The sequence below is a fragment of the Mycobacterium triplex genome, from assembly GCF_000689255.1.
GTDB lineage: Bacteria > Actinomycetota > Actinomycetes > Mycobacteriales > Mycobacteriaceae > Mycobacterium > Mycobacterium triplex.
Genome location: NZ_HG964446.1, coordinates 1,850,335 through 1,868,675, shown reverse-complemented (window position 1 = coordinate 1,868,675; position 18,341 = coordinate 1,850,335). Strand labels below are relative to the sequence as shown.

15 protein-coding genes are annotated in these 18,341 nt (G+C 70.1%); 6 read left to right on the top strand and 9 right to left on the bottom strand.

The genetic code is table 11. The features are described from left to right. The first annotated feature begins 8 nt into the window (after positions 1-8). Both BN973_RS08745 and BN973_RS08740 read left to right on the top strand, forming a co-directional pair. Positions 9-881, top strand: coding sequence for a hypothetical protein (locus BN973_RS08745; protein WP_036467395.1), 873 nt, complete (start codon positions 9-11; stop codon positions 879-881). A 60-nt stretch (positions 882-941) separates the two neighbouring features. Continuing rightward, positions 942-2,285 carry a macrolide-binding ATPase MABP-1 gene (locus BN973_RS08740; RefSeq protein ID WP_036467392.1) on the top strand — a complete coding sequence of 448 codons (1,344 nt, stop codon included), beginning with the start codon at positions 942-944 and terminating at the stop codon, positions 2,283-2,285. Here BN973_RS08740 and BN973_RS08735 read toward each other — a convergent pair. The 3 genes from BN973_RS08735 to BN973_RS08730 all read right to left on the bottom strand — a co-directional run bounded on the left by BN973_RS08735 (position 2,282) and on the right by BN973_RS08730 (position 5,045). Continuing rightward, the gene (locus BN973_RS08735) at positions 2,282-2,551 is read right to left on the bottom strand and encodes a WhiB family transcriptional regulator (RefSeq protein ID WP_036472187.1); all 270 of its coding nucleotides are present in this window, start codon (positions 2,549-2,551) and stop codon (positions 2,282-2,284) included. The genes BN973_RS08740 and BN973_RS08735 overlap by 4 nt on opposite strands. 142 nt (positions 2,552-2,693) lie before the next feature. Continuing rightward, positions 2,694-2,846, bottom strand: a complete 153-nt coding sequence (locus tag BN973_RS31360) for a hypothetical protein (RefSeq protein WP_169718204.1) — start codon at positions 2,844-2,846, stop codon at positions 2,694-2,696. A gap of 102 nt (positions 2,847-2,948) precedes the next feature. After that, the gene (locus BN973_RS08730) at positions 2,949-5,045 is read right to left on the bottom strand and encodes an ATP-dependent DNA helicase UvrD2 (RefSeq protein WP_169718207.1); all 2,097 of its coding nucleotides are present in this window, start codon (positions 5,043-5,045) and stop codon (positions 2,949-2,951) included. 118 nt (positions 5,046-5,163) lie between these two features. Here BN973_RS08730 and mrx1 point away from each other — a divergent pair, with 118 nt between their 5' ends. Next, on the top strand, positions 5,164-5,418 hold the full coding sequence (gene mrx1 / locus BN973_RS08725) for a mycoredoxin Mrx1 (RefSeq protein ID WP_025735723.1): 255 nt from the start codon (positions 5,164-5,166) through the stop codon (positions 5,416-5,418). Between the two features lie 55 nt (positions 5,419-5,473). Next, complete coding sequence (locus BN973_RS08720; protein WP_051641180.1) at positions 5,474-6,136, top strand: sensor domain-containing protein; 663 nt, start codon at positions 5,474-5,476, stop codon at positions 6,134-6,136. Between the two features lie 4 nt (positions 6,137-6,140). Here BN973_RS08720 and nudC read toward each other — a convergent pair whose 3' ends face one another. The 4 genes from nudC to BN973_RS08700 all read right to left on the bottom strand — a co-directional run bounded on the left by nudC (position 6,141) and on the right by BN973_RS08700 (position 14,661). Then, the gene (gene nudC, locus BN973_RS08715; protein WP_407067571.1) at positions 6,141-7,094 is read right to left on the bottom strand and encodes an NAD(+) diphosphatase; all 954 of its coding nucleotides are present in this window, start codon (positions 7,092-7,094) and stop codon (positions 6,141-6,143) included. Positions 7,095-7,112: 18 nt separating this feature from the next. Beyond that, positions 7,113-8,183, bottom strand: coding sequence for a potassium channel family protein (locus tag BN973_RS08710; protein ID WP_036467386.1), 1,071 nt, complete (start codon positions 8,181-8,183; stop codon positions 7,113-7,115). 89 nt (positions 8,184-8,272) lie between these two features. Further along, the gene (locus BN973_RS08705) at positions 8,273-11,548 is read right to left on the bottom strand and encodes an ATP-dependent helicase (protein ID WP_036467382.1); all 3,276 of its coding nucleotides are present in this window, start codon (positions 11,546-11,548) and stop codon (positions 8,273-8,275) included. Continuing rightward, positions 11,545-14,661: an ATP-dependent DNA helicase gene (locus BN973_RS08700; RefSeq protein WP_036467379.1), complete on the bottom strand. Its 3,117-nt coding sequence runs from the start codon at positions 14,659-14,661 to the stop codon at positions 11,545-11,547. Before BN973_RS08700 ends, BN973_RS08705 begins: the two co-directional genes overlap by 4 nt. A gap of 80 nt (positions 14,662-14,741) precedes the next feature. Between BN973_RS08700 and BN973_RS08695 the strand changes: the two genes are divergently transcribed. Next, positions 14,742-15,527 (top strand): alpha/beta fold hydrolase, encoded by a 786-nt coding sequence (locus BN973_RS08695; RefSeq protein WP_036467377.1) that lies wholly within the window; start codon positions 14,742-14,744, stop codon positions 15,525-15,527. A gap of 2 nt (positions 15,528-15,529) precedes the next feature. Then, positions 15,530-15,832 (top strand): MGMT family protein, encoded by a 303-nt coding sequence (locus BN973_RS08690; protein ID WP_036467375.1) that lies wholly within the window; start codon positions 15,530-15,532, stop codon positions 15,830-15,832. An 87-nt stretch (positions 15,833-15,919) separates the two neighbouring features. Here the strand turns inward: BN973_RS08690 and BN973_RS08685 are convergent, their stop codons facing one another. Then, a complete protein-coding gene (locus BN973_RS08685) occupies positions 15,920-16,774 on the bottom strand; it encodes a TIGR02569 family protein (protein WP_036467374.1) in 855 nt (284 codons plus the stop codon). Between the two features lie 335 nt (positions 16,775-17,109). Beyond that, the gene (gene moeZ, locus BN973_RS08680; protein ID WP_036467372.1) at positions 17,110-18,288 is read right to left on the bottom strand and encodes an adenylyltransferase/sulfurtransferase MoeZ; all 1,179 of its coding nucleotides are present in this window, start codon (positions 18,286-18,288) and stop codon (positions 17,110-17,112) included. Positions 18,289-18,341 lie beyond the last annotated feature (53 nt).

Below are 18,341 nucleotides of genomic sequence, written 5' to 3'. Positions count from 1 at the left end.
TCTGGATCATGCCGGGGCCCACGATGTACGCGCTGGACCCGGCGATGCCCGTGCTGCTGCGCCCCGACGGCGCTGTGCAGGTGGGCTGGGATCCCCGCCGCGCGGTGCTGGTCCGCCCGCCTCGTGGCCTGGCCGCCGCCGCACTGGCCGCGTTGTTGCGTGCGATGCGCTCACCCCTACCGCTCGCCGAGTTGCGGCGTCACGCGGTCGAGCGTGGCCTGGCCGACCCAGAGGGCCTGTCCCGTCTCGTCGCGCAGCTGGTGAACGCCGGTGTGGTGACCCCGGCATGCCGGCAGGCCGGCGGTCGGGCGGCCTCGATCCGGGTGCATGGCCGCGGCCCCCTGTCGGACCTGCTGATGGAGTCGCTGCGCTGCTCGGGCGCGCGAATCGCACACAGCAGCCAGCCGCACGCCGCGGTGTCACGTGCCGCCGTGGATCTGGTGGTGCTGGCCGACTACCTGATCGCCGACCCGCGCATGGTGCGCGACCTGCACAGCCAGGGCGTCGCGCACCTTGCCGTCCGGGTGCGCGACGGCATCGGGCTGGTCGGACCGCTGGTCATCCCGGGCGTGACCAGCTGCCTGGGCTGCGCCGACCTCCACCGCAGCGATCGCGACGCGGCGTGGCCGGCGGTCGCCGCCCAGCTGCGCGGCACCGTCGGCGTAGCCGATCGGGCCACGCTGCTGGCGACGGCGGCGCTGGCGCTGAGCCAGGTGAACCGGGTGATCGCCGCGGTACGCGGCCACGATGCCGGGCCCGATCCCGGGCCGCCACAGGCGTTGAATGCCACTCTGGAATTCGACCTGCACGCCGGCGCCATCGTCGCGCGGCAGTGGTCCACGCATCCGTTGTGTTCCTGCCAACGCGCCTTACCCCAGTGACCGTCGGTCGCGCTGAGGCCGCACTGTTGCCTAGATCAAGCCCGGGCCGGACGAGTCGTCATGGATGATGGGTGTGTGTCAGAGATCAAACGGGGCCGGGCGGCACGCAACGCGAAGCTGGCCAGCATTCCGGTCGGCTTTGCCGCGCGGTCCGCACTGGGCTTCGGTAAGCGGCTGACCGGCAAGTCGAAGGACGAAGTCCAGGCCGAATTGCTGGAGAAGGCCGCCAACCAACTGTTCCAGGTGCTCGGCGAGCTCAAGGGCGGGGCGATGAAGGTTGGCCAGGCCCTGTCGGTGCTGGAGGCCGCGATCCCCGAGGAGTACGGCGAGCCGTACCGCGAGGCGCTGACGAAGTTGCAGAAAGACGCCCCGCCGCTGCCCGCCGAAAAGGTGCACCGGGTGCTCGACGCGCAGCTGGGAACCAAGTGGCGGGACCGGTTCAGCTCATTCGACGACACCCCGGTGGCCTCGGCCAGCATCGGCCAGGTGCACAAGGCGGTGTGGTCCGATGGCCGCGACGTGGCCGTCAAGATCCAATACCCGGGTGCCGACGAGGCCCTGCGCGCCGACCTCAAGACGATGCAGCGGATGGTCGGGGTGGCCAAGCAGCTCGCGCCGGGCGCCGACGTCCAGGGCGTGGTCGACGAGTTGATCGAACGCACCGAGATGGAACTCGACTATCGGCTGGAGGCCGACAACCAGCGCGCGTTCGCCAAGGCCTATCGCGATCATCCGCACTTCGCGGTGCCGCGCGTGGTGGCCAGCGCGCCCAAGGTCGTGGTCCAGGAGTGGATCCAGGGTGTGCCGATGGCCGAGATCATCCGCCACGGCACCGTCGAGCAGCGCGATCTGATCGGCACCCGGCTGCTCGAGCTCACCTTCGACGCACCGCGCCGGCTGCAAATGCTGCACGGCGATGCGCACCCGGGAAACTTCATGCTGTTGGCCGACGGCCGGATGGCCGTCATCGACTTCGGCGCCGTCGCGCCCATGCCCGGTGGCTTTCCGATCGAACTCGGGATGACCATCCGGTTGGCCCGCGACAAGAACTACGACCTGCTGTTGCCGACGATGGAGAAGGCCGGCTTCATCCAGAAAGGCCAGCAGGTGTCGGTGCGCGACATCGACGACATGCTGCGCCAGTACGTCGAACCGGTCGAGGTGGAGGTCTTCCACTACACCCGCAAGTGGCTGCAGAAGATGTCGGCCGTCGAGATCGACCGGTCGGTGTCGCAGATCCGGACGGCCCGGCAGATGGATCTACCGCCCAAACTCGTGATCCCGATGCGGGTGATCATGTCGGTGGCGGCGATCCTGTGCCAGCTGGATGCGCACGTGCCGATCAAGGCGCTGACCGAAGAACTGGTTCCCGGGTTCGCCGACCCCGACGTCGCGGCCGTCTAGGCCGCGGCCGCGCCCTTGCGGGGGCGTCCGCGCGGACGTTTGTAGCTCACCACCGCGCCCCGCTCGAAAATCTCGCCGCCCCACACTCCCCACGGTTCGGCCCGGTCCAGCGCCGCGGCCAGGCACTTGCGCCGGACCGGGCAGTCCGTGCAGAGCGTCTTGGCGCGCTCCAGGTCGGCCGGGGTCTCGGCAAACCATAGGTCGGGATCGCCGGCGTGACATGGCAACACCGGCGTGGGCTGTCTGGGGACTGTCTGTGCCGACATGTCCTGCTCACCTGCTTCCTGGTCGGGTGTCCTTTTTTCGGTGATCCGGACCAGGTTGCGGGCTTCGAAAATCTTCGGCCCCAAAAAATTTGGCCACGGATCCTGGTGACTTCGGGTCCGTGGCCATCTGGTGTGAACGGGGCTAGGTAAGACCCCAATCCACGGACGCGTCCGTCGCGGCGGCGGCGCGATGCTTAGGCGCAGCCGCCGGCGTAGCGGCGGCGTGGGCGGCGTGGGAGGTCCACGCGGACAGCACCGCGCCGGCCACGGTTACCTCGAACGTGTCGTTGATCATCGCGGCCACCTCCTCCGGGCATCAGACAGCGAAAATGCGACTTCGAGACTAGATAATAGCCCACGGCGCTGACAACCGATTTTCTGACCTGGGCGTTTGCCGTCAGCGGCGGCGGACCATTTCCAAGACGTCGGGCCCATACTGCTCGAGTTTGCGTGCACCGATACCGGGGATGGCGATCAGGGCCGCTTCGTCGCCGGGCAGCAACTCGGCAATCGCGATCAGCGTGTTGTCGGTGAAGACGACATACGCGGGCACCTTCTGCTCCTTGGCGACGTCCAATCGCCACTCCTTGAGCCGCAGCAATAAGGCCTCGTCGATGTCGGCGGAGCACGTCTCGCAGCGCCGCAGCATGACGGCCGCCGGGGTGGTCAGGTTGTTGTTGCAGATCCGGCACCGCGACGCGCCCTGCTTGCGCCGGGATTTCCCCGGCGCCGGGTCGGCACGCGTCTGTGGCGCAATGCCGTTGAGAAACCGCGACGGCTTGCGGGTCTGCCGACCGCCCGGGCTGCGCGACAGCGCCCAGCTCAGCGCCAAATGCACTCGGGCCCTGGTGATTCCGACGTAGAGCAGGCGACGCTCTTCCTCGACGGGCTCGCTCTCCGCGCCGTGGGCCAACGCGTGCGAGATGGGCAAAGTGCCGTCGGCCAGTCCGACCAGGAACACCGCATCCCATTCCAGGCCCTTGGCGGCGTGCAACGACGCCAGGGTGACGCCCTGCACGACCGGAGGATGCCGCGCGTCGGCCCGGATCCGCAGCTCGGCCATCAGGCCCGGCAGTTCCAGCTGCGGGCGCTGCGCCACCTCGTCGTCGACCAATTCGGCCAACGCGCTCAGCGCCTCCCAGCGCTCGCGGGCCCGGGTGCCGACGGGTTCGGAGGCCGTCAGGCCCAGTGGTTCCAGCACCGCGCGGACGACCTCGGGCAGCGGGCCCTCGACGCCTCGTTCGGCGGCGCGGTGCAGGGCCACCATCGCCTGCTTGATCTCCTGGCGGTTGAAGAAGCCCTCGCCGCCGCGCACCTGGTAGGCGATGCCGGCCTCGGTCAAGGCTTCCTCGTAGATTTCGGACTGGGCGTTGACGCGGTAGAGCACCGCGATTTCGGATGGCGCCGTGCCGGATTCGATCAGCCCCGCGATCGCCTTCGCGACCGCCGCCGCCTCGACGGTTTCGTCGGGATGTTCGTGGAACGTCGGCACCGGACCCGGCGGGCGCTGGCCGGACAGCTGCAGCTTGCTGCCGGCCACCCGGCCGCGGGCCGCGGCGATCACCTGGTTGGCCAGCGAAACCACCTGCGGGGTGGAGCGGTAGTCGCGCTCCAGCCGCACCACCGTGGCGTCCGGAAACTGCCGCGAGAAGTCGAGCAGGAACTTCGGTGAGGCGCCGGTGAACGAGTAGATGGTCTGGTTGGCGTCACCGACGACCGTCAGGTCGTCGCGGTCGCCCAGCCACGCCGACAGCACCCGCTGCTGCAGCGGGGTGACGTCCTGGTACTCGTCGACGACGAAGCAGCGGTAGCGGTCGCGGAACTCCTCGGCGACCGCGGCGTCGTTCTCGATCGCGGCCGCGGTGTGCAGCAGCAGGTCGTCGAAGTCGAGCAGCGTCACGGCCTCGTCGCGCACCTTGAGGGCCTCGTAGGCGGCGTAGACGTCGGCGACCTTCTTGGCGTCCAGGGGGATGTCACGACCGGCGGCGGCGACCTCGCTCGGGTAGGCCTCCGGGCCGATCAGCGAGGCCTTGGCCCACTCGATCTCGCCGGCCAAATCGCGCACGTCGTCGGTGCTGACGTTGAGCCGCAGCCGGCTGGCCGCCCGGGCCACGACGGCGAACTTGGTGTCGAGCAGCTGCCAGCCGGTGTCGCCGACCACCCGCGGCCAGAAATATCGCAGCTGGCGATGCGCGGCCGAGTGAAAGGTCAGGGCCTGCACGGCGCCGACGCCCGATCCTATCTGTGCGTTGGCGTCCAGCGTCCGCAGTCGCGAGCGCATCTCACCCGCCGCGCGCTGGGTGAACGTCACCGCCAGCACCTGCCGGGCGGCGACATGGCCGCCCGCCACGAGCTGGGCGATGCGGTGCGTGATGGTGCGGGTCTTGCCTGTTCCGGCGCCCGCGAGCACGCAGACCGGTCCGCGCGGCGCCAGCACGGCCTCGCGCTGTTCGTCGTCCAGTCCGGCGGTCAGTGCGTCGGCGACCATCGGCATGCCGTCCATCTTGGCAGCGGTCGCCGACAAAACCGGGTGTTTCGCCACGCCGGCCCGCGCGTCGGTCCTGCGCGCCCGCTGCGCGGAACGCATCGTCGCCGGGCTACGTTATCGGGTTATGAGCAACGCTCCGATTACCGTTTACACGACGTCATGGTGTGGCTACTGCCATCGGCTCATGACCGTGCTCAAGTCCAACGGAATCCCCTACGAGACCGTCGACATCGAACACGACTCGGCGGCCGCGGAATTCGTTGGTTCGGTGAATGGCGGCAACCGCACCGTGCCGACGGTGAAGTTTGCCGACGGGTCGACGCTGACCAACCCGAGCGCGGCCGAGGTGAAAGCGAAGCTGGCTGAGGTAGCCGGCTGAACCGCGGCAAGCTCGGAGCTGAACAAGACGTCGCCAGCGCCTTACGATACGAACCATGGCGTCGAATTTGCGTTCGCGACAAACCAGCCCAGTTCGCAAATTCTGGCCGGCCGCAATCGCGTGCGGGGCAGTGATGCTGCTGCCGGGTTGCTCGCATTCGAGCACGCCGGCCAAGCCGCACACCCCCGCCACCCACGTCGACGACATGATCGTCGGCCTCGATGATGTCCGGCGCATCGCCAAAGCCGACGATCTCGACCGCGCCGAGGCGGACCTGAAAAAGCCGGCGCCGTCGGACGCCAGTGCTCCCGGACCGTGTCGGGTGGTGGGACACAACGAGCTCACCTTCGGCAACAGCTGGACGGAGTTTCGCAGCGCGGGTTACCACGGGGTCACCGACGACATCCAGCCGATGGGCCGGGCCATGGTCAACGGGGTGACCCAGGCGGTGGGACGGTATGCGAATCCCGCCGCGGCACAGGGCGCATTCCATCAGTTGGAATCGTCGCTGCACGCGTGTATGGACCTGCACGACCCCAACTACAGCTTCACCCTCGACCGACCGGATCCGTCGACGCTGCGGATCAGCGCCCACCAGTGGTGCCATCTGTACCGCACCGAGAACGCGGTGCTGGCGTCCGTCGGCGTGGTGGGGCTCGAATCCGCGGATCAGGTCGCGAGCTCGATCCTGCAGATCATCACCGATCGCATCAGCTGACGCCTCAGTCGCGCTCGGCCCAGGATTCGATGATCACCCGCGCGATCGAAATCGACCCGGGCAGAAGCAGTTTCGACTCCGACGAACTGCTCCAGTCGCCGGCGGCAAGCGCCGCGCGCACCTCGTCGCGAGTGAACCAGGCCGCCTCGGCGATCTCGCCGTCGTTGAACGAGAACTCCTCGTCGGGGTCGCCCACCGCGTGGAAGCCGACCATCAGCGACCGCGGAAACGGCCACGGCTGGCTGCCCAGGTAGCGGACATCGGTCACGTTCAGGCCGATTTCCTCCCGGATCTCGCGGGCCACGCAAACTTCGAAAGACTCTCCGGCTTCGACGAATCCGGCCAGCAGCGAGAACATCCGCTCGGGCCACACCGCCTGGCGGGCCAGCACCGCGCGGTCGCCGCCGTCGTGCACCAGACAGATGACCGCCGGGTCGATGCGCGGAAACTCCTCGTGCCCGGTGACCGGGTTGACTCGTGACCAGCCCGCCCGGGCCGGTTTCGTCGGGGAGCCGTCCACCGCGCTGAATCGCGCGCTGTCATGCCAATTCAGCAGCGCGACGGCCGACGACACCAGTTGGCTGCTGGTGTCGTCGAAGATCGGGCCGAGGCTGCGCAGGTTCAACACTTCGGTTTGGACGTCCGGGTCCTCGGGTGCTTTCAGCGCGCCCCGGATGGCCCAGACGTGCTGGTCGTTTTCGATGCGGCCGAGGAAAACCGCGTCGTGAGGCGGCTTTTCGCCCAGTTCGGCCGCGGTGCCGAGCACCACCCGGCCGTTGGCAACCAGCACCTGGTTGCGCGAATCCACCCGCAGCAGCGCCGCATCCGCCCAGCCGACGGTGGCCGCCTCGACGTCGGTGCGCAGTTGGTCGGCCCGATCGGCGCCGACGCGCGAGAGCAACGGAACACTGCTCAGCTGAAAGTCCACGCTATGCCTCCCGGTGCCGACCCGCGGCACCCGCGCTGGTGATCGCCACTAATGCCCCGCGTTTTTGATGTAGAGCAGCCGGTCGGTGGCCTCGATGGCGTCCACTTCGGGTGCGCCGATGCGAAGCAGATGTCCGTCGCGCACCACGCCCAGCACGATGTCGCGCAGGTGCCGCGGCGATCCGCCGACTTCGCTGGCCTCCACTTCGCGTTCGGCGATAGCCAGCCCGGCGTCGGGGGTCAGCAGGTCTTCGATCATCTCCACGACGCTGGGTGTGGTGGTGGCCAGGCCGAGCAGCCGGCCCGCGGTCTCCGAGGAGACCACCACCGAGTCGGCGCCGGATTGCTGCAACAGGTGCGAGTTCTCGGCTTCCCGGATCGCGGCCACGATCTTGGCCTTGGGCGCGATCTCTCGCGCGGTCAGGGTCACCAGCACGGCGGTGTCGTCCCGGTTGGTGGCCACGATGATCGACGACGCGTGCTGCGCGCCGGCCAACCGCAGCACGTCGGATTTGGTGGCGTCGCCGTGCACGGTGACCAGACCCGCGGTGGTGGCGTGCTCGAGGGCGCCGCGATCAGTGTCGACGACGACGATCTCGCCCTGGGCGGCTTCGTCGCTGACCCGGGCGGCCACGGCGCGTTTGCCCTTGGTGCCGTACCCGATCACGATGGTGTGGTTACGCACTCTGTTCCTCCAACGCTGAATTTTCCACCCCTGGCGGGACCGCTCGGAAAGCACTTCGAGCGTGGTTCCGACCAACACGACCAGGAACGCGATCCGCAGCGGGGTGAAGACGACGGTGTTGATCAGGCGCGCGGTGTCGGTGATCGGCGTGATGTCGCCGTAGCCGGTCGTCGACAGCGAGACCGCCGAGAAATACAGGCAGTCCAAGAACGTCAGCTGCCCGCCGCGGATGTCGCGGTAGCCATCGCGGTCCAGGTAGACGACGAGGGCGGCCCCGAACAGCACCAGCAGCGCGATGACCAGCCGCCGGGTGATGACGCGCGCCGGGCTGCCGTGGTCTTCGGGGATACGCAGCACGCCGACCAGCAGGTGACCGGGCTGGGTGGTCAGTCTCTCGTCGAGACCCCGCAGCCGTCGCAAACTACCCTTGGGCACAGTGGCCCATCACTGGCCGGACCACACCGCACGCCACACGCACGACTCAAATGTAACCACGATCGCCGCTCGGCAGACACTTGATCGCCTCAGACGGCGACCTCGCGCTCACCTGCGGGGGCCAGCCCCGCGAGCTCGGTGAGATCGGGCAGTTCGTCGGGGACCACGGTGACGCCGGTGCGCACGTAGTGGAACGCGGTCCGCACCGCGGACGCCGGGCATCCGGACAGCGCCGCCCACGCCAAGCGGTAGACCGCGAGCTGGACGGCGGCCTGTCGCATCGCCTCCGCGCCGCGCGGCGGTTCGCCCGTCTTCCAGTCCACCACCATGGCGCCGCCGTCGGGCTCGGCGAACACCGCGTCGATGCGCCCGCGTATCACGGTGTCACCGATCGGCATCTCGAATGGGACCTCGACGGCAACGGGTGTGCGGGCCGCCCATGGCGATCGGCTGAAGGCCTCCTGCAGCGCGGCCAATTCTTCGGTGTGGCCGAGATCGGAATCCGCCGCCCCGGGCAGATCGCCGAGATCGAACAACCCCTCGGTTCCGTAGAACCGTTGCACCCAGGAGTGAAAGGCGTTGCCCAGCAATGCATGTGGGTCCGGCCTGGTCGGCAGCCGATGCACCAGCCGCTGCACCGCACCCTCGGGATCGCGGGCCAGGTCCACCAGGCCGCTGACCGACAGCTGGCTGGGCAGTGCCCGGGCAACTCGTCGTTCGGAGCGGGCGCGCTCGGCCAGTAATGCGTCGACGTCCGCGGCCCAGCCGTCGATGTCGACCTGGTCGTGCGCCGGGCCCGACGCCATCGCCTCGGTCACCAGCGCCGCGCCGCGTTCGACGTCGCGGCGGCGCCCGGCCAGCGGGTCGGCAGGCCAGATGCCTTCGATGATCTTGTCGCGCAGTGGATTTGGCTCACCCTCGGCGGGTGCCGCAGCCCAGTGTTCCACCACCCCGCAGGGATCGCCGGCCGCGGCCGACCGGTCGATGATGTCCTTGAGTTCGCACAGGAAGTCCGACGGCCCCCGCGGCTTGATCCCGGTCGGGCCCCAGTGATGACCGGAGACCAGCAGCGTGTCCTCGGCCCGGGTGATCCCGACGTACAACAGTCGGCGCTCTTCGTCGACACGCCGCTGCTCCAGCTGACGGCGATGCTCGGCGATCTTGTCCGACAACTGCTTTCGATTGGTGACGTCCGAGAGGTCCAGCACCGGGATGCCCAGCGAGCCGGCCGACGCGCGATCGCCGCGCAGCAGTGGCGGCAGCTCGGCGGCATCGGTCAGCCAGCTGCTGCGCGACGCGGTCGACGGGAACGTTCCGCCGGACAGGTGCGCGACCGCGACGACCTCCCACTCCAGCCCCTTCGCGGAATGCACGGTGAGCACCTGGACCCGATCCCGCGCGACGGTCAACGGCGCCGGCGCCAAACCGTTTTCGACAACCTCGGCGGCGTCCAGGTAGGCCAGCAGCCCGAGGACGGACACGTCGGTCGCGTTTGTTCGTTCGGCGTAGCCGGCGACCACGTCGGCGAACGCGTCGAGGTGTTCGGCGCCGGCCCAGCCGCCATGGCCCGCCGCGGCGCGGACTTCGCAGTCGACGCCCAGCACGCGTCGCACCTCGGCGACCAGATCGGGCAGCGAATGGCCGAGATGACCGCGCAGGGCTCCGAGTTCGGCGGCCAACGCGGTGATGCGTTGATATCCCGCAGTCGAATACGAGGCGGCCGGGCCGGGATCGTCGATGGCGTCGGCCAAACACGCGGTGTCGGCTTCGATGTTGGACGGACCGGCGGCCATCGCGATCGATTCGGCCGAGGACGCGTCGGTGCGGCGTCCCGCGCCAAGGGTCACGGCGCGCTGCCAGAGCGCGGCGACATCCCGACCGCCCAGCCGCCACCGCGGCCCCGTCAGGACCCGCATCGCCGCCGCACCGGCCGTGGGGTCGGCCACCAGCCGCAGCATGGCCACCAGTTCGGCCACTTCCGGGATGGACAGCAGCCCGGCCAGCCCGACGACCTCGACCGGGACCCCGCGGGCACGAAGCGCATCGGCGATGGGAGCGGCATCGGCGTTGCGGCGCACCAGCACCGCGGCGGTCGGCGGGTTGTTGCCGTCGGCGCGTGCCCGCCGATACTCCTCGTGCAGGTGGTCGGCGATCCACTCGCGTTCGGCCTGCGCATCGGCGAGCAGCGCGGCACGCACGGTGCCGGGCGGGGCGTCCGGCCGGGACCGCAACGCGTGCACGGCCACGGATCGGCGCCGCGCCTCCGCGGAAATCGCGTTGGCGATGTGCAGGGTGCTGGGCGGGTTGCGCCAGCTGGTCCGCAGCTCCAGCACCGGCGCCGGAGTGCCGTCGGATCGCGGGAAGTCGGTGGTGAACCGGGGCAGGTTGGTCGCCGACGCGCCGCGCCAGCCGTAGATCGACTGGATCGGATCGCCGACGGCGGTCAGCGCCAAGCCGTCGTCGATGCCGCCGCCGAACAGCGCCGACAGCGCGACGCGCTGGGCGTGGCCGGTGTCCTGGTATTCGTCGAGCAGGACCACCCGATAGCGGTTGCGCAGGTCCTCCCCGACTTGCGGGAAGTTGGCGGCAAGCCTTGCCGCCGAAGCCATTTGGACGCCGAAGTCCATGACCTTCGCGGTGCGCATCCGCTCCTGCAAGGCGTCGAGCAGCGGCACCAACTCGGTGCGCTCGGTCTGCGCGGCGAGCAGCCGCAACAACCACTGGCTGGGGCCGCGGTCGCGCTGGTAGGGGCCGGCGGGCAGGACATGGACCAACCGCTCCAGCTCGAGGTGGGTGTCGCGGAGCTGGTCGGTGTCGACCAGGTGCTCGGTGAGTTGGCCCCACAGTCGCAGCACCATCGAGGTGACCGCGGCCGGCGTCTTGTCGGTGCGCAGCTGCCCGCCGTAGCCGTTGACCACATCGAAGGCCAGCTGCCACAGCTCGGTCTCACCGAGTAACCGGGTGTCGGGTTCGATCGGCAACAGCAGCCCGTGGTCGCGCAGCAGCGAGCCGGCGAAGGCGTGATACGTGCTGACCGCCGGGCTGCCCGCCGCTTCGAGGGCCGAAGAGCCGCCCGCGCCCGGGCCGATTGCGGCCAACCGGGCCAGCCGGGAGCGGACCCTGCGCAGCAGCTGCCCGGCGGCCTTGCGGGTGAACGTCAGCCCCAGCACCTGGCCGGGGTCGGCGTACCCGTTGGCGATCAGCCACACCACCCGGGCGGCCATCGTCTCGGTTTTGCCCGCACCCGCCCCCGCGATCACGACGAGCGGCCCGGGCGGGGCGGCGATGACGGCGGACTGCTCGGCGGTGGGCGGGAAAAGCCCCAGCGCACAGGCTAATTCCTCCGGGCTGTAGCGCGGGCTCATGACGCCGATTCTTCGACGTGGGCGGGGCACCACTGCCGGATCGGGCAGTGCGAGCAGCCGTCGTTGCGCCGGGCGACGAATTGCGGGCCCGCGGTCGCGTCGGCCGCGCGCGCGACGAGGTCGCGCCATTCGTCGCGGCCGGCCAGTGTCAGGGGGTCCTGCTCTCGTACGGTGGCGCCCGCCGCCCCGGTCTTGCCGATGTAGACCAGCCGCGCGCCGCCGGGCTCGTCACCGTCCGCCAGCAGGCCTTCGGCCACCGCCAGCTGATACATCGCCAGCTGAGCATGCTGCTGCGCATCGTCCTTGCTGACCGGTGTCTTGCCGGTCTTGATGTCGACGATCACCAGTCGGCCGGCGCCATCGCGTTCCAGCCGATCGACCCGGCCGCGCAACCGGACTTCGCCGCCGTGCTCGCGCGGCGCGCCGAGGACGCCGTCGACGCCGACCTCGACGCCGACCTCGCTGAGCTCGCCGCGTGTCTGCGCTCGCCACTCGACGAATGCCTCGATCATCGCGCGGTGCCGGGTCAGCTCGTTGTCCGAATGCCAACGAGCGTCGAAAGGCAGGTGCTGCCAGGCCCGTTCCAGCTCGGCCAACAGTTGCGTTTCGGTCTTGCCCGATTCGGCGATCAGCGCGTGCAGCACCGAGCCGATCGTGGACCGCAGCTCGCGCGGGTTGGTTCCGCCGTGCCGCTCGACCAGCCAGCGCAGCGGGCAGTCGTTCAGGGTCTGCAGCGTCGACGGTGTCAGCGTGACCGGATCGCCGCCGTCGCGCAGCGGATCGGTGGTGCTGACCGCGGTCAGACCGTGCCAGCCGGACGGGTCGGCGCCCGGCACACCCGCGGCGGCCAGCCGGGCCAATTGCGTTGCCGCACATTGGCGAATCGCATCGTCGACGGCGCCGTCGGGCGCGCAGACCACACCGCGCAGCCGGCCGACCAGCGCCACGGCCGACAGCACCCGTGGATCCGAAACAGGCTGTGCTACAGCGTGTTCGACGTCTTCGTCGGCCCACTGCGCGACTTCGAAGAAGAACGGCGAGGGCAGCGCGGCTCCCCCGTCCGGCCCACCGGTGTCGCTGTCGACCGCGGTCACCAGCAGCCGGCGCCGGGCCCGGCCCATCGCGGCCACCAACAGCCTGCGCTCCTCGGCCAGCAGCGGCGCCCGTACCGAGGCGTCCGGACAGACGCCGTCGATGACGTCGAGCAGCCGCTGGGTGGCCAGCACCCCGCCGCGCGGAACGGTGTTGGGCCACAACCCATCCTGCAGGCCGGCGATCACCACCATGTCCCATTCGTGTCCCAGCGCGGCGTGGGGGCTGAGCACCTGAACCTGCTCGGCCGGCGACACCGGCTCGGTCTTGGCGCTCGGCAGCTGCAACGCAGCAACGTGCTCGAGCAGGCCGCGCAACGACGCGCCGGGGGTGCGCGACACGTATTGATCGGTGACGTCGAACAACGCGGTCACCGCCGCCAGGTCCCGGGTGGCCTGGACTCCCGCGCTGCCGCCGCGCTCGGCGGCCGCCAGCCAGCGGCGCTGCAGACCGGACCGGTGCCAAGCCGCCCACAGCGTGTAGCGCGGATCTTGGCCGTCGCGGTGGCAGCGCGCGGCCGCAGCCAGTACCGCGCGCACCCGCTGCAGCGGGCGGGACGCGGATGTCGGCGCCTCGGCGCCCAGCGCGGCCACCACCAGCTCGGCGAAACTCGCTGCCGAACCGGCGGGTTCGCCGCGCAGCAGGGTGCGGCGCAGCTGCCGCAGCGTGACCGGGTCGACGCGACCGATGGGCCCGGTCAGCAATGCCAGCGCCTGGTCGCCGTCCAGGCCGTCGGCGGTCGCGGCCAGCACCGTGAGCATCGCCCGCACCGCGGGCTCCTCGGCCAGCGACCCGCTCACCGCGGGTGCGGCCACCGGCACCCCGGCGGCCGCCAGCGCCCGCGGCAGCCGGGCCCCGGCCCGTGGCACCGACCGCACGATCACCGCCATCCGCGACCACGGCACGTTGTCGACCAGGTGCGCGCGCCGCAGCGCGTCGGCGATCAGCGCGGCCTCCGCGTGTGCCGAGGCCGCCAGCCGCACCCGCACCGATCCCCGCTCGGCGCCGCTGCCGTCGATCTGCCGGCCGTCGCTGCTGCCCGGCAGCCGGCGGGCAATGCCGCTGACGGCCCGTGCCACCGCCGGGGCACACCGATGCGACTGGGTCAACGTCACCGCCGTCGAGTCGCCGTCGAGCAGACCGGCCGGCGCGCCGCCGCGGAAGCCGAACACCGCCTGGTTGGGGTCACCGGCGATCAGGGCCAGTTCGCGTCCCGCCGCCAACACCCGGACCAGGTGGGCGGCCTGCGGGTCGAGTTGCTGGGCGTCGTCGATCAGCAAGACCCGGATGCGGGCGCGCTCGGCGGCCAGCAGCTCGGCGTCGACCGCGAAAGCCTCCATAGCGGCGCCCACGAGTTCGGCGGCACCCAGCGCAGGCGTCGTCGCCTGCGGCGCCGCGGTTCCGACGGCCGCGCGCAGCAACATCACCTGCTCGTACTGTTGCGCGAATCGGCCCGCCGCGGTCCATTCCGGTCGCCCGCGCAGGCGGCCGAGGCGCTGCAGATCCTGTGGGTCCACACCGCGTTCTGCGCAGCGCGCCAACAAGTTTCGCAGCTCGGTGGCGAAGCCGGCGGTGCTCAGCGCGGGCCACAGATGCTCGGGCCACGCGCAGCTGCCCGCGCCTTCGAGGTCGCCGGCCAGCAGCTCGCGGATGATGGCGTCTTGTTCGGCGCTGGTGACCAGTCGCGGCGGTGCGTCCCCGGCGCGCTCGGCGGCCCGCCGCAAAACGGCGTAGGCGTAGCTGTGCACGCTGCGCACCACTGGCTCGCGGATCGCGGACCGGCCCGGGCCGGTCGCGCGCAGCAATGCCATCGTCAGCGCACTGCGCTGCCGCATCCCGATCCGGCCCGAACCGGTAAGCAGCAGAACCGATTCCGGATCGACGCCCGCGTCGACCGCGGCGACCGCGGCATCGACCAGCAAGCTGCTCTTCCCGGTACCCGGGCCACCCAGGATTCGGATCAGGCCTCGGGCACCCGGAGCCAACACGGCGCTCGCCTCGGCACCCCAGGTCAACGACATACCGGCATGACATCACGAGGGTCTGACAAGTCGATGCGGCTACGGCCGGCGATGTCGGCCGGGCCTGGCATCATCGACGCGTGACCACCGACCTTCACGTGCACCGCTTCGGCCCGTCGGGCCCGGTGCAAATGCTCGCCCTGCACGGACTGACCGGCCACGGCCAGCGGTGGCAGCTGTTGGGCGAGCAGTTGCCCGAAATCGCCATCGCCGCGCCCGATCTGCTCGGCCACGGCAGGTCGTCGTGGGCGGCGCCATGGACGATCGACGCCAACGTCGCGGCGCTGGCCGCGCTGCTCGACGAGGTGGCACCGGCCCCGGTGCTGGTCGTCGGGCACTCGTTCGGCGGCGGGCTGGCGATGAACTTGGCCGCGGTCCGGCCGGATTTGGTGGCGGCGCTGCTGCTGCTCGACCCCGCGGTCGGCTTGGACGGGCGGTGGATGCAACAAATCGCCGAGGCGATGTTCTCCTCGCCCGACTACCCGGATCCCGCCGAAGCCCGCATGGAAAAGGCAACCGGCTCTTGGGGGGACGTCGTTGCGGGCGTGCTCGACGCCGAACTCGAGGAACATCTGGTGCGGCTGCCCAGCGGACGCTACGGCTGGCGGGTCAGCGTGCCGGCGATGATGTCCTACTGGAGCGAATTGGCCCGTCCCACCGTGTTTCCGCCGGCGGGAACGCCGACGACCTTGGTGCGCGCGGCATGGACGACGCCGCCCTACGTCACCGACGAACTCGTCAACGGTCTGCAGGAACGATTGGGCTCCGATTTCGAGCTGCTGACCTACGAGTGCAACCACATGGTGCCCGGCGCCAAGCCCACTGAGGTCGCCGCGCTGATCCGCAAGCAACTGCGGGCGCGCTGACCGTGGCGCCGGTGACCGAGGCTCAAGTCGAGCGGGTGCGTGCCCTGGTCGCCGCGATCCCCTCCGGCCGCGTCTCGACCTACGGCGACATCGCCGCTGTCGCAGGACTTTCCAGCCCGCGGATCGTCGGCTGGATCATGCGCACCGATTCCTCCGACCTGCCCTGGCATCGGGTGATCACCGCGTCCGGACGACCCGCCCGGCATTTGACGACGCGGCAATTGGAACTACTGCGCGCCGAAGGAGTTCTCGCGAAAGACGGCAAGGTCGCGCTCGCCGAAGTTCGCTACGAGTTTCCGGACTGAAATGCGTGCCGCGCATCGAAATCGACGTAAGCGTGCGCTGTTTCGGCGTGTCGTCGCGATGGCGTCGATGTCGGCGACCCACGCCGCCTAGAGCACCAGGCGAATCAGGGCCGCGGTGCGGGCCAGGCCGGGGAATGCCTCGGCGGTCGAACGTGGATGCAGCGCATGGACAGCTAAACGAAACATCAACGCGCGCAACAACATCTGCGGCCACTCCGGCAGAGCGTTCCAGCGTTCGATCAGTCCGTCGTCTGCCTCACCCCAGGACAGCGCGTCGACGACGACCACGCCGGCAGCCCATGACGCGGGGCGCCAGTACGGCGTAATGTCGGTGATCCCCGGCGCGGCCGTGCCGACGAAGAGCACCGTCCCGTAGAGGTCCCCGTGCACCAACTGGTTGGGGCTCTTGGTCGGCTTGCGCAGGGTGGCGAGCTGGCTGATCAGCTCGACGGACCGCTCCGCGTCGGCGCTGGGCGGGGCGGTGCGCGCGCCCGGCGGGATCGACTGCAGTGGCCGCTCTTCCCAGGCGCTGCGGTCGGCGGCGATGAACACGTCGACGTCCGACCACGGCGCGGTGGGTCCCTGGGTCAGGAATCGGGGGCGCTCCAGTTTGCCGGTGGCCTCGTGCAGGCGCACCGCCGCCGAGACGACTTCGTCGTGGCGGGGCTCCGGGGTGCCGGCGACGAACGTGTCGGCTCGCCATCCGGAGACCACATAGCGCCCGTCGGTCGAGCGAACCGGCCGGGCCAGCCGCACCCCGTCGACGAACAGCGTTTCCCGCACTCGTGCAGACCAGGCCGCGCGCGCATGGTCGGCCACCACCGAGAGGACGACTTCGCCACAGCGCCAGCCGCCTTCCCAGCTGGCGCCCAGCGCGATCGGCTTCACGCCGGCCAAACCAAACGCCGAAAGCACATGCTCCGGCGGTGGTTCGACGCTCACGGGGGTTAGCCTAGCGGGGCGACGATGCACGTCGGTACGACGCGCTGAGGAGCCCGGCAATCCAGCCCAGCGGGGCGACGATGCACGTCGGCACGACGCGCTGAGGAGCCCGGCAATCCAGCCCAGCGGGGCGACGATGCACGTCGGCACGACGCGCTGAGGAGCCCGGCAATCCAGCCCAGCGGGGCGACGATGCACGTCGGCACGACGCGCTGAGGAGCCCGGCAATCCAGCCCAGCGGGGCGACGATGCACGTCGGCACGACGCGCTGAGGAGCCCGGCAATCCAGCTCAGCGGGGCGACGATGCGCGTCGGCACGACGCGCTGAGGAGCCGTCAGTACATCACCATGTCGGGCTGCACCTGCTGCGCCCACGCCACGATTCCGCCTTGCAAGTGGACGGCATCGGAGAATCCGGCCTTCTTCACTGCGGCCAGCGCCTCGGCCGAGCGCACGCCCGTCTTGCAGTACAGCACCGCCTTGCGGTCGTGTGGCAGCTTTGCCAGCCCCTCACCGGAGCTGATCAACGACTTCGGGATCAACTGGGCCCCGTCGATGTGATTGATGTCCCACTCGACGGGCTCGCGAACGTCGATCAGAGCCAGCTTCTTGCCCGAGTCCAGCAGCGCCCGCAACTCCCCCGGCGTGATCGTCGAGCCGCTGGCCGCCTGGGCCGCATCGTCGGAAACCGCCCCGCAGAACGCCTCGTAGTCGATCAATTCGGTGATCTTCGGCGTGGCCGGGTCCTTGCGGATCTTGATCGTGCGGTAACTCATCTCCAGCGCGTCGTAGATCATCAGCCGCCCCAGCAGCGGCTCGCCGAGGCCGGTGATCAGCTTGATGGCCTCCGTGCCCATCACCGACGCGATCGATGCGCAGATGATGCCCAGCACGCCGCCTTCGGCGCACGACGGCACCATCCCGGGCGGGGGCGGCTCCGGGTACAGGTCGCGGTAGTTCAGGCCCAGGCCGTCGGGAGCGTCCTCCCAGAACACCGAGACCTGGCCCTCGAACCGGTAGATCGACCCCCAGATGTAGGGCTTACCGGCCAGCACCGCGGCATCGTTGACCAGGTACCGGGTGGCGAAGTTGTCGGTGCCGTCCACGATCAGGTCGTACTGGGCGAACAGGTCGACGGCGTTGCTCGCCTCCAGCCGGAACTCGTGCAGACGCACCTCGACCAGCGGATTGATCGCGTGGATCGAGTCGCGCGCCGACTGCGCCTTGGCGCGCCCCACGTCGGCGGTGCCGTGGATGATCTGGCGCTGCAGGTTCGACTCGTCGACGACGTCGAAGTCGACGATGCCGATCGTCCCGACGCCGGCCGCGGCCAGATACAGCAGCGCCGGTGCGCCCAGTCCGCCGGCGCCGATCACCAGCACCCGCGCGTTCTTCAGCCGCTTCTGCCCGTCGACACCCAGGTCCGGAATGATCAGATGGCGGCTGTAACGCGCCACCTCGTCTCGGCTCAGCTCGCCGGCGGGTTCGACCAGTGGCGGCAACGATGTGGACACCGAACATCTCCTCGGGCAGCTTCGCGATTCAACGTCTCCAGTCAACGCTTCGA

Coding starts and splice junctions, on each gene's coding strand:
- BN973_RS08745 (WP_036467395.1), top strand. CDS start 9: ATGCCGGGGCCCACGATGTACGCGCTGGACCCGGCGATGCCCGTGCTG.
- BN973_RS08740 (WP_036467392.1), top strand. CDS start 942: ATGGATGATGGGTGTGTGTCAGAGATCAAACGGGGCCGGGCGGCACGC.
- BN973_RS08735 (WP_036472187.1), bottom strand. CDS start 2,551: ATGTCGGCACAGACAGTCCCCAGACAGCCCACGCCGGTGTTGCCATGT.
- BN973_RS31360 (WP_169718204.1), bottom strand. CDS start 2,846: ATGATCAACGACACGTTCGAGGTAACCGTGGCCGGCGCGGTGCTGTCC.
- BN973_RS08730 (WP_169718207.1), bottom strand. CDS start 5,045: ATGCCGATGGTCGCCGACGCACTGACCGCCGGACTGGACGACGAACAG.
- mrx1 (WP_025735723.1), top strand. CDS start 5,164: ATGAGCAACGCTCCGATTACCGTTTACACGACGTCATGGTGTGGCTAC.
- BN973_RS08720 (WP_051641180.1), top strand. CDS start 5,474: ATGGCGTCGAATTTGCGTTCGCGACAAACCAGCCCAGTTCGCAAATTC.
- BN973_RS08705 (WP_036467382.1), bottom strand. CDS start 11,548: ATGAGCCCGCGCTACAGCCCGGAGGAATTAGCCTGTGCGCTGGGGCTT.
- BN973_RS08700 (WP_036467379.1), bottom strand. CDS start 14,661: ATGTCGTTGACCTGGGGTGCCGAGGCGAGCGCCGTGTTGGCTCCGGGT.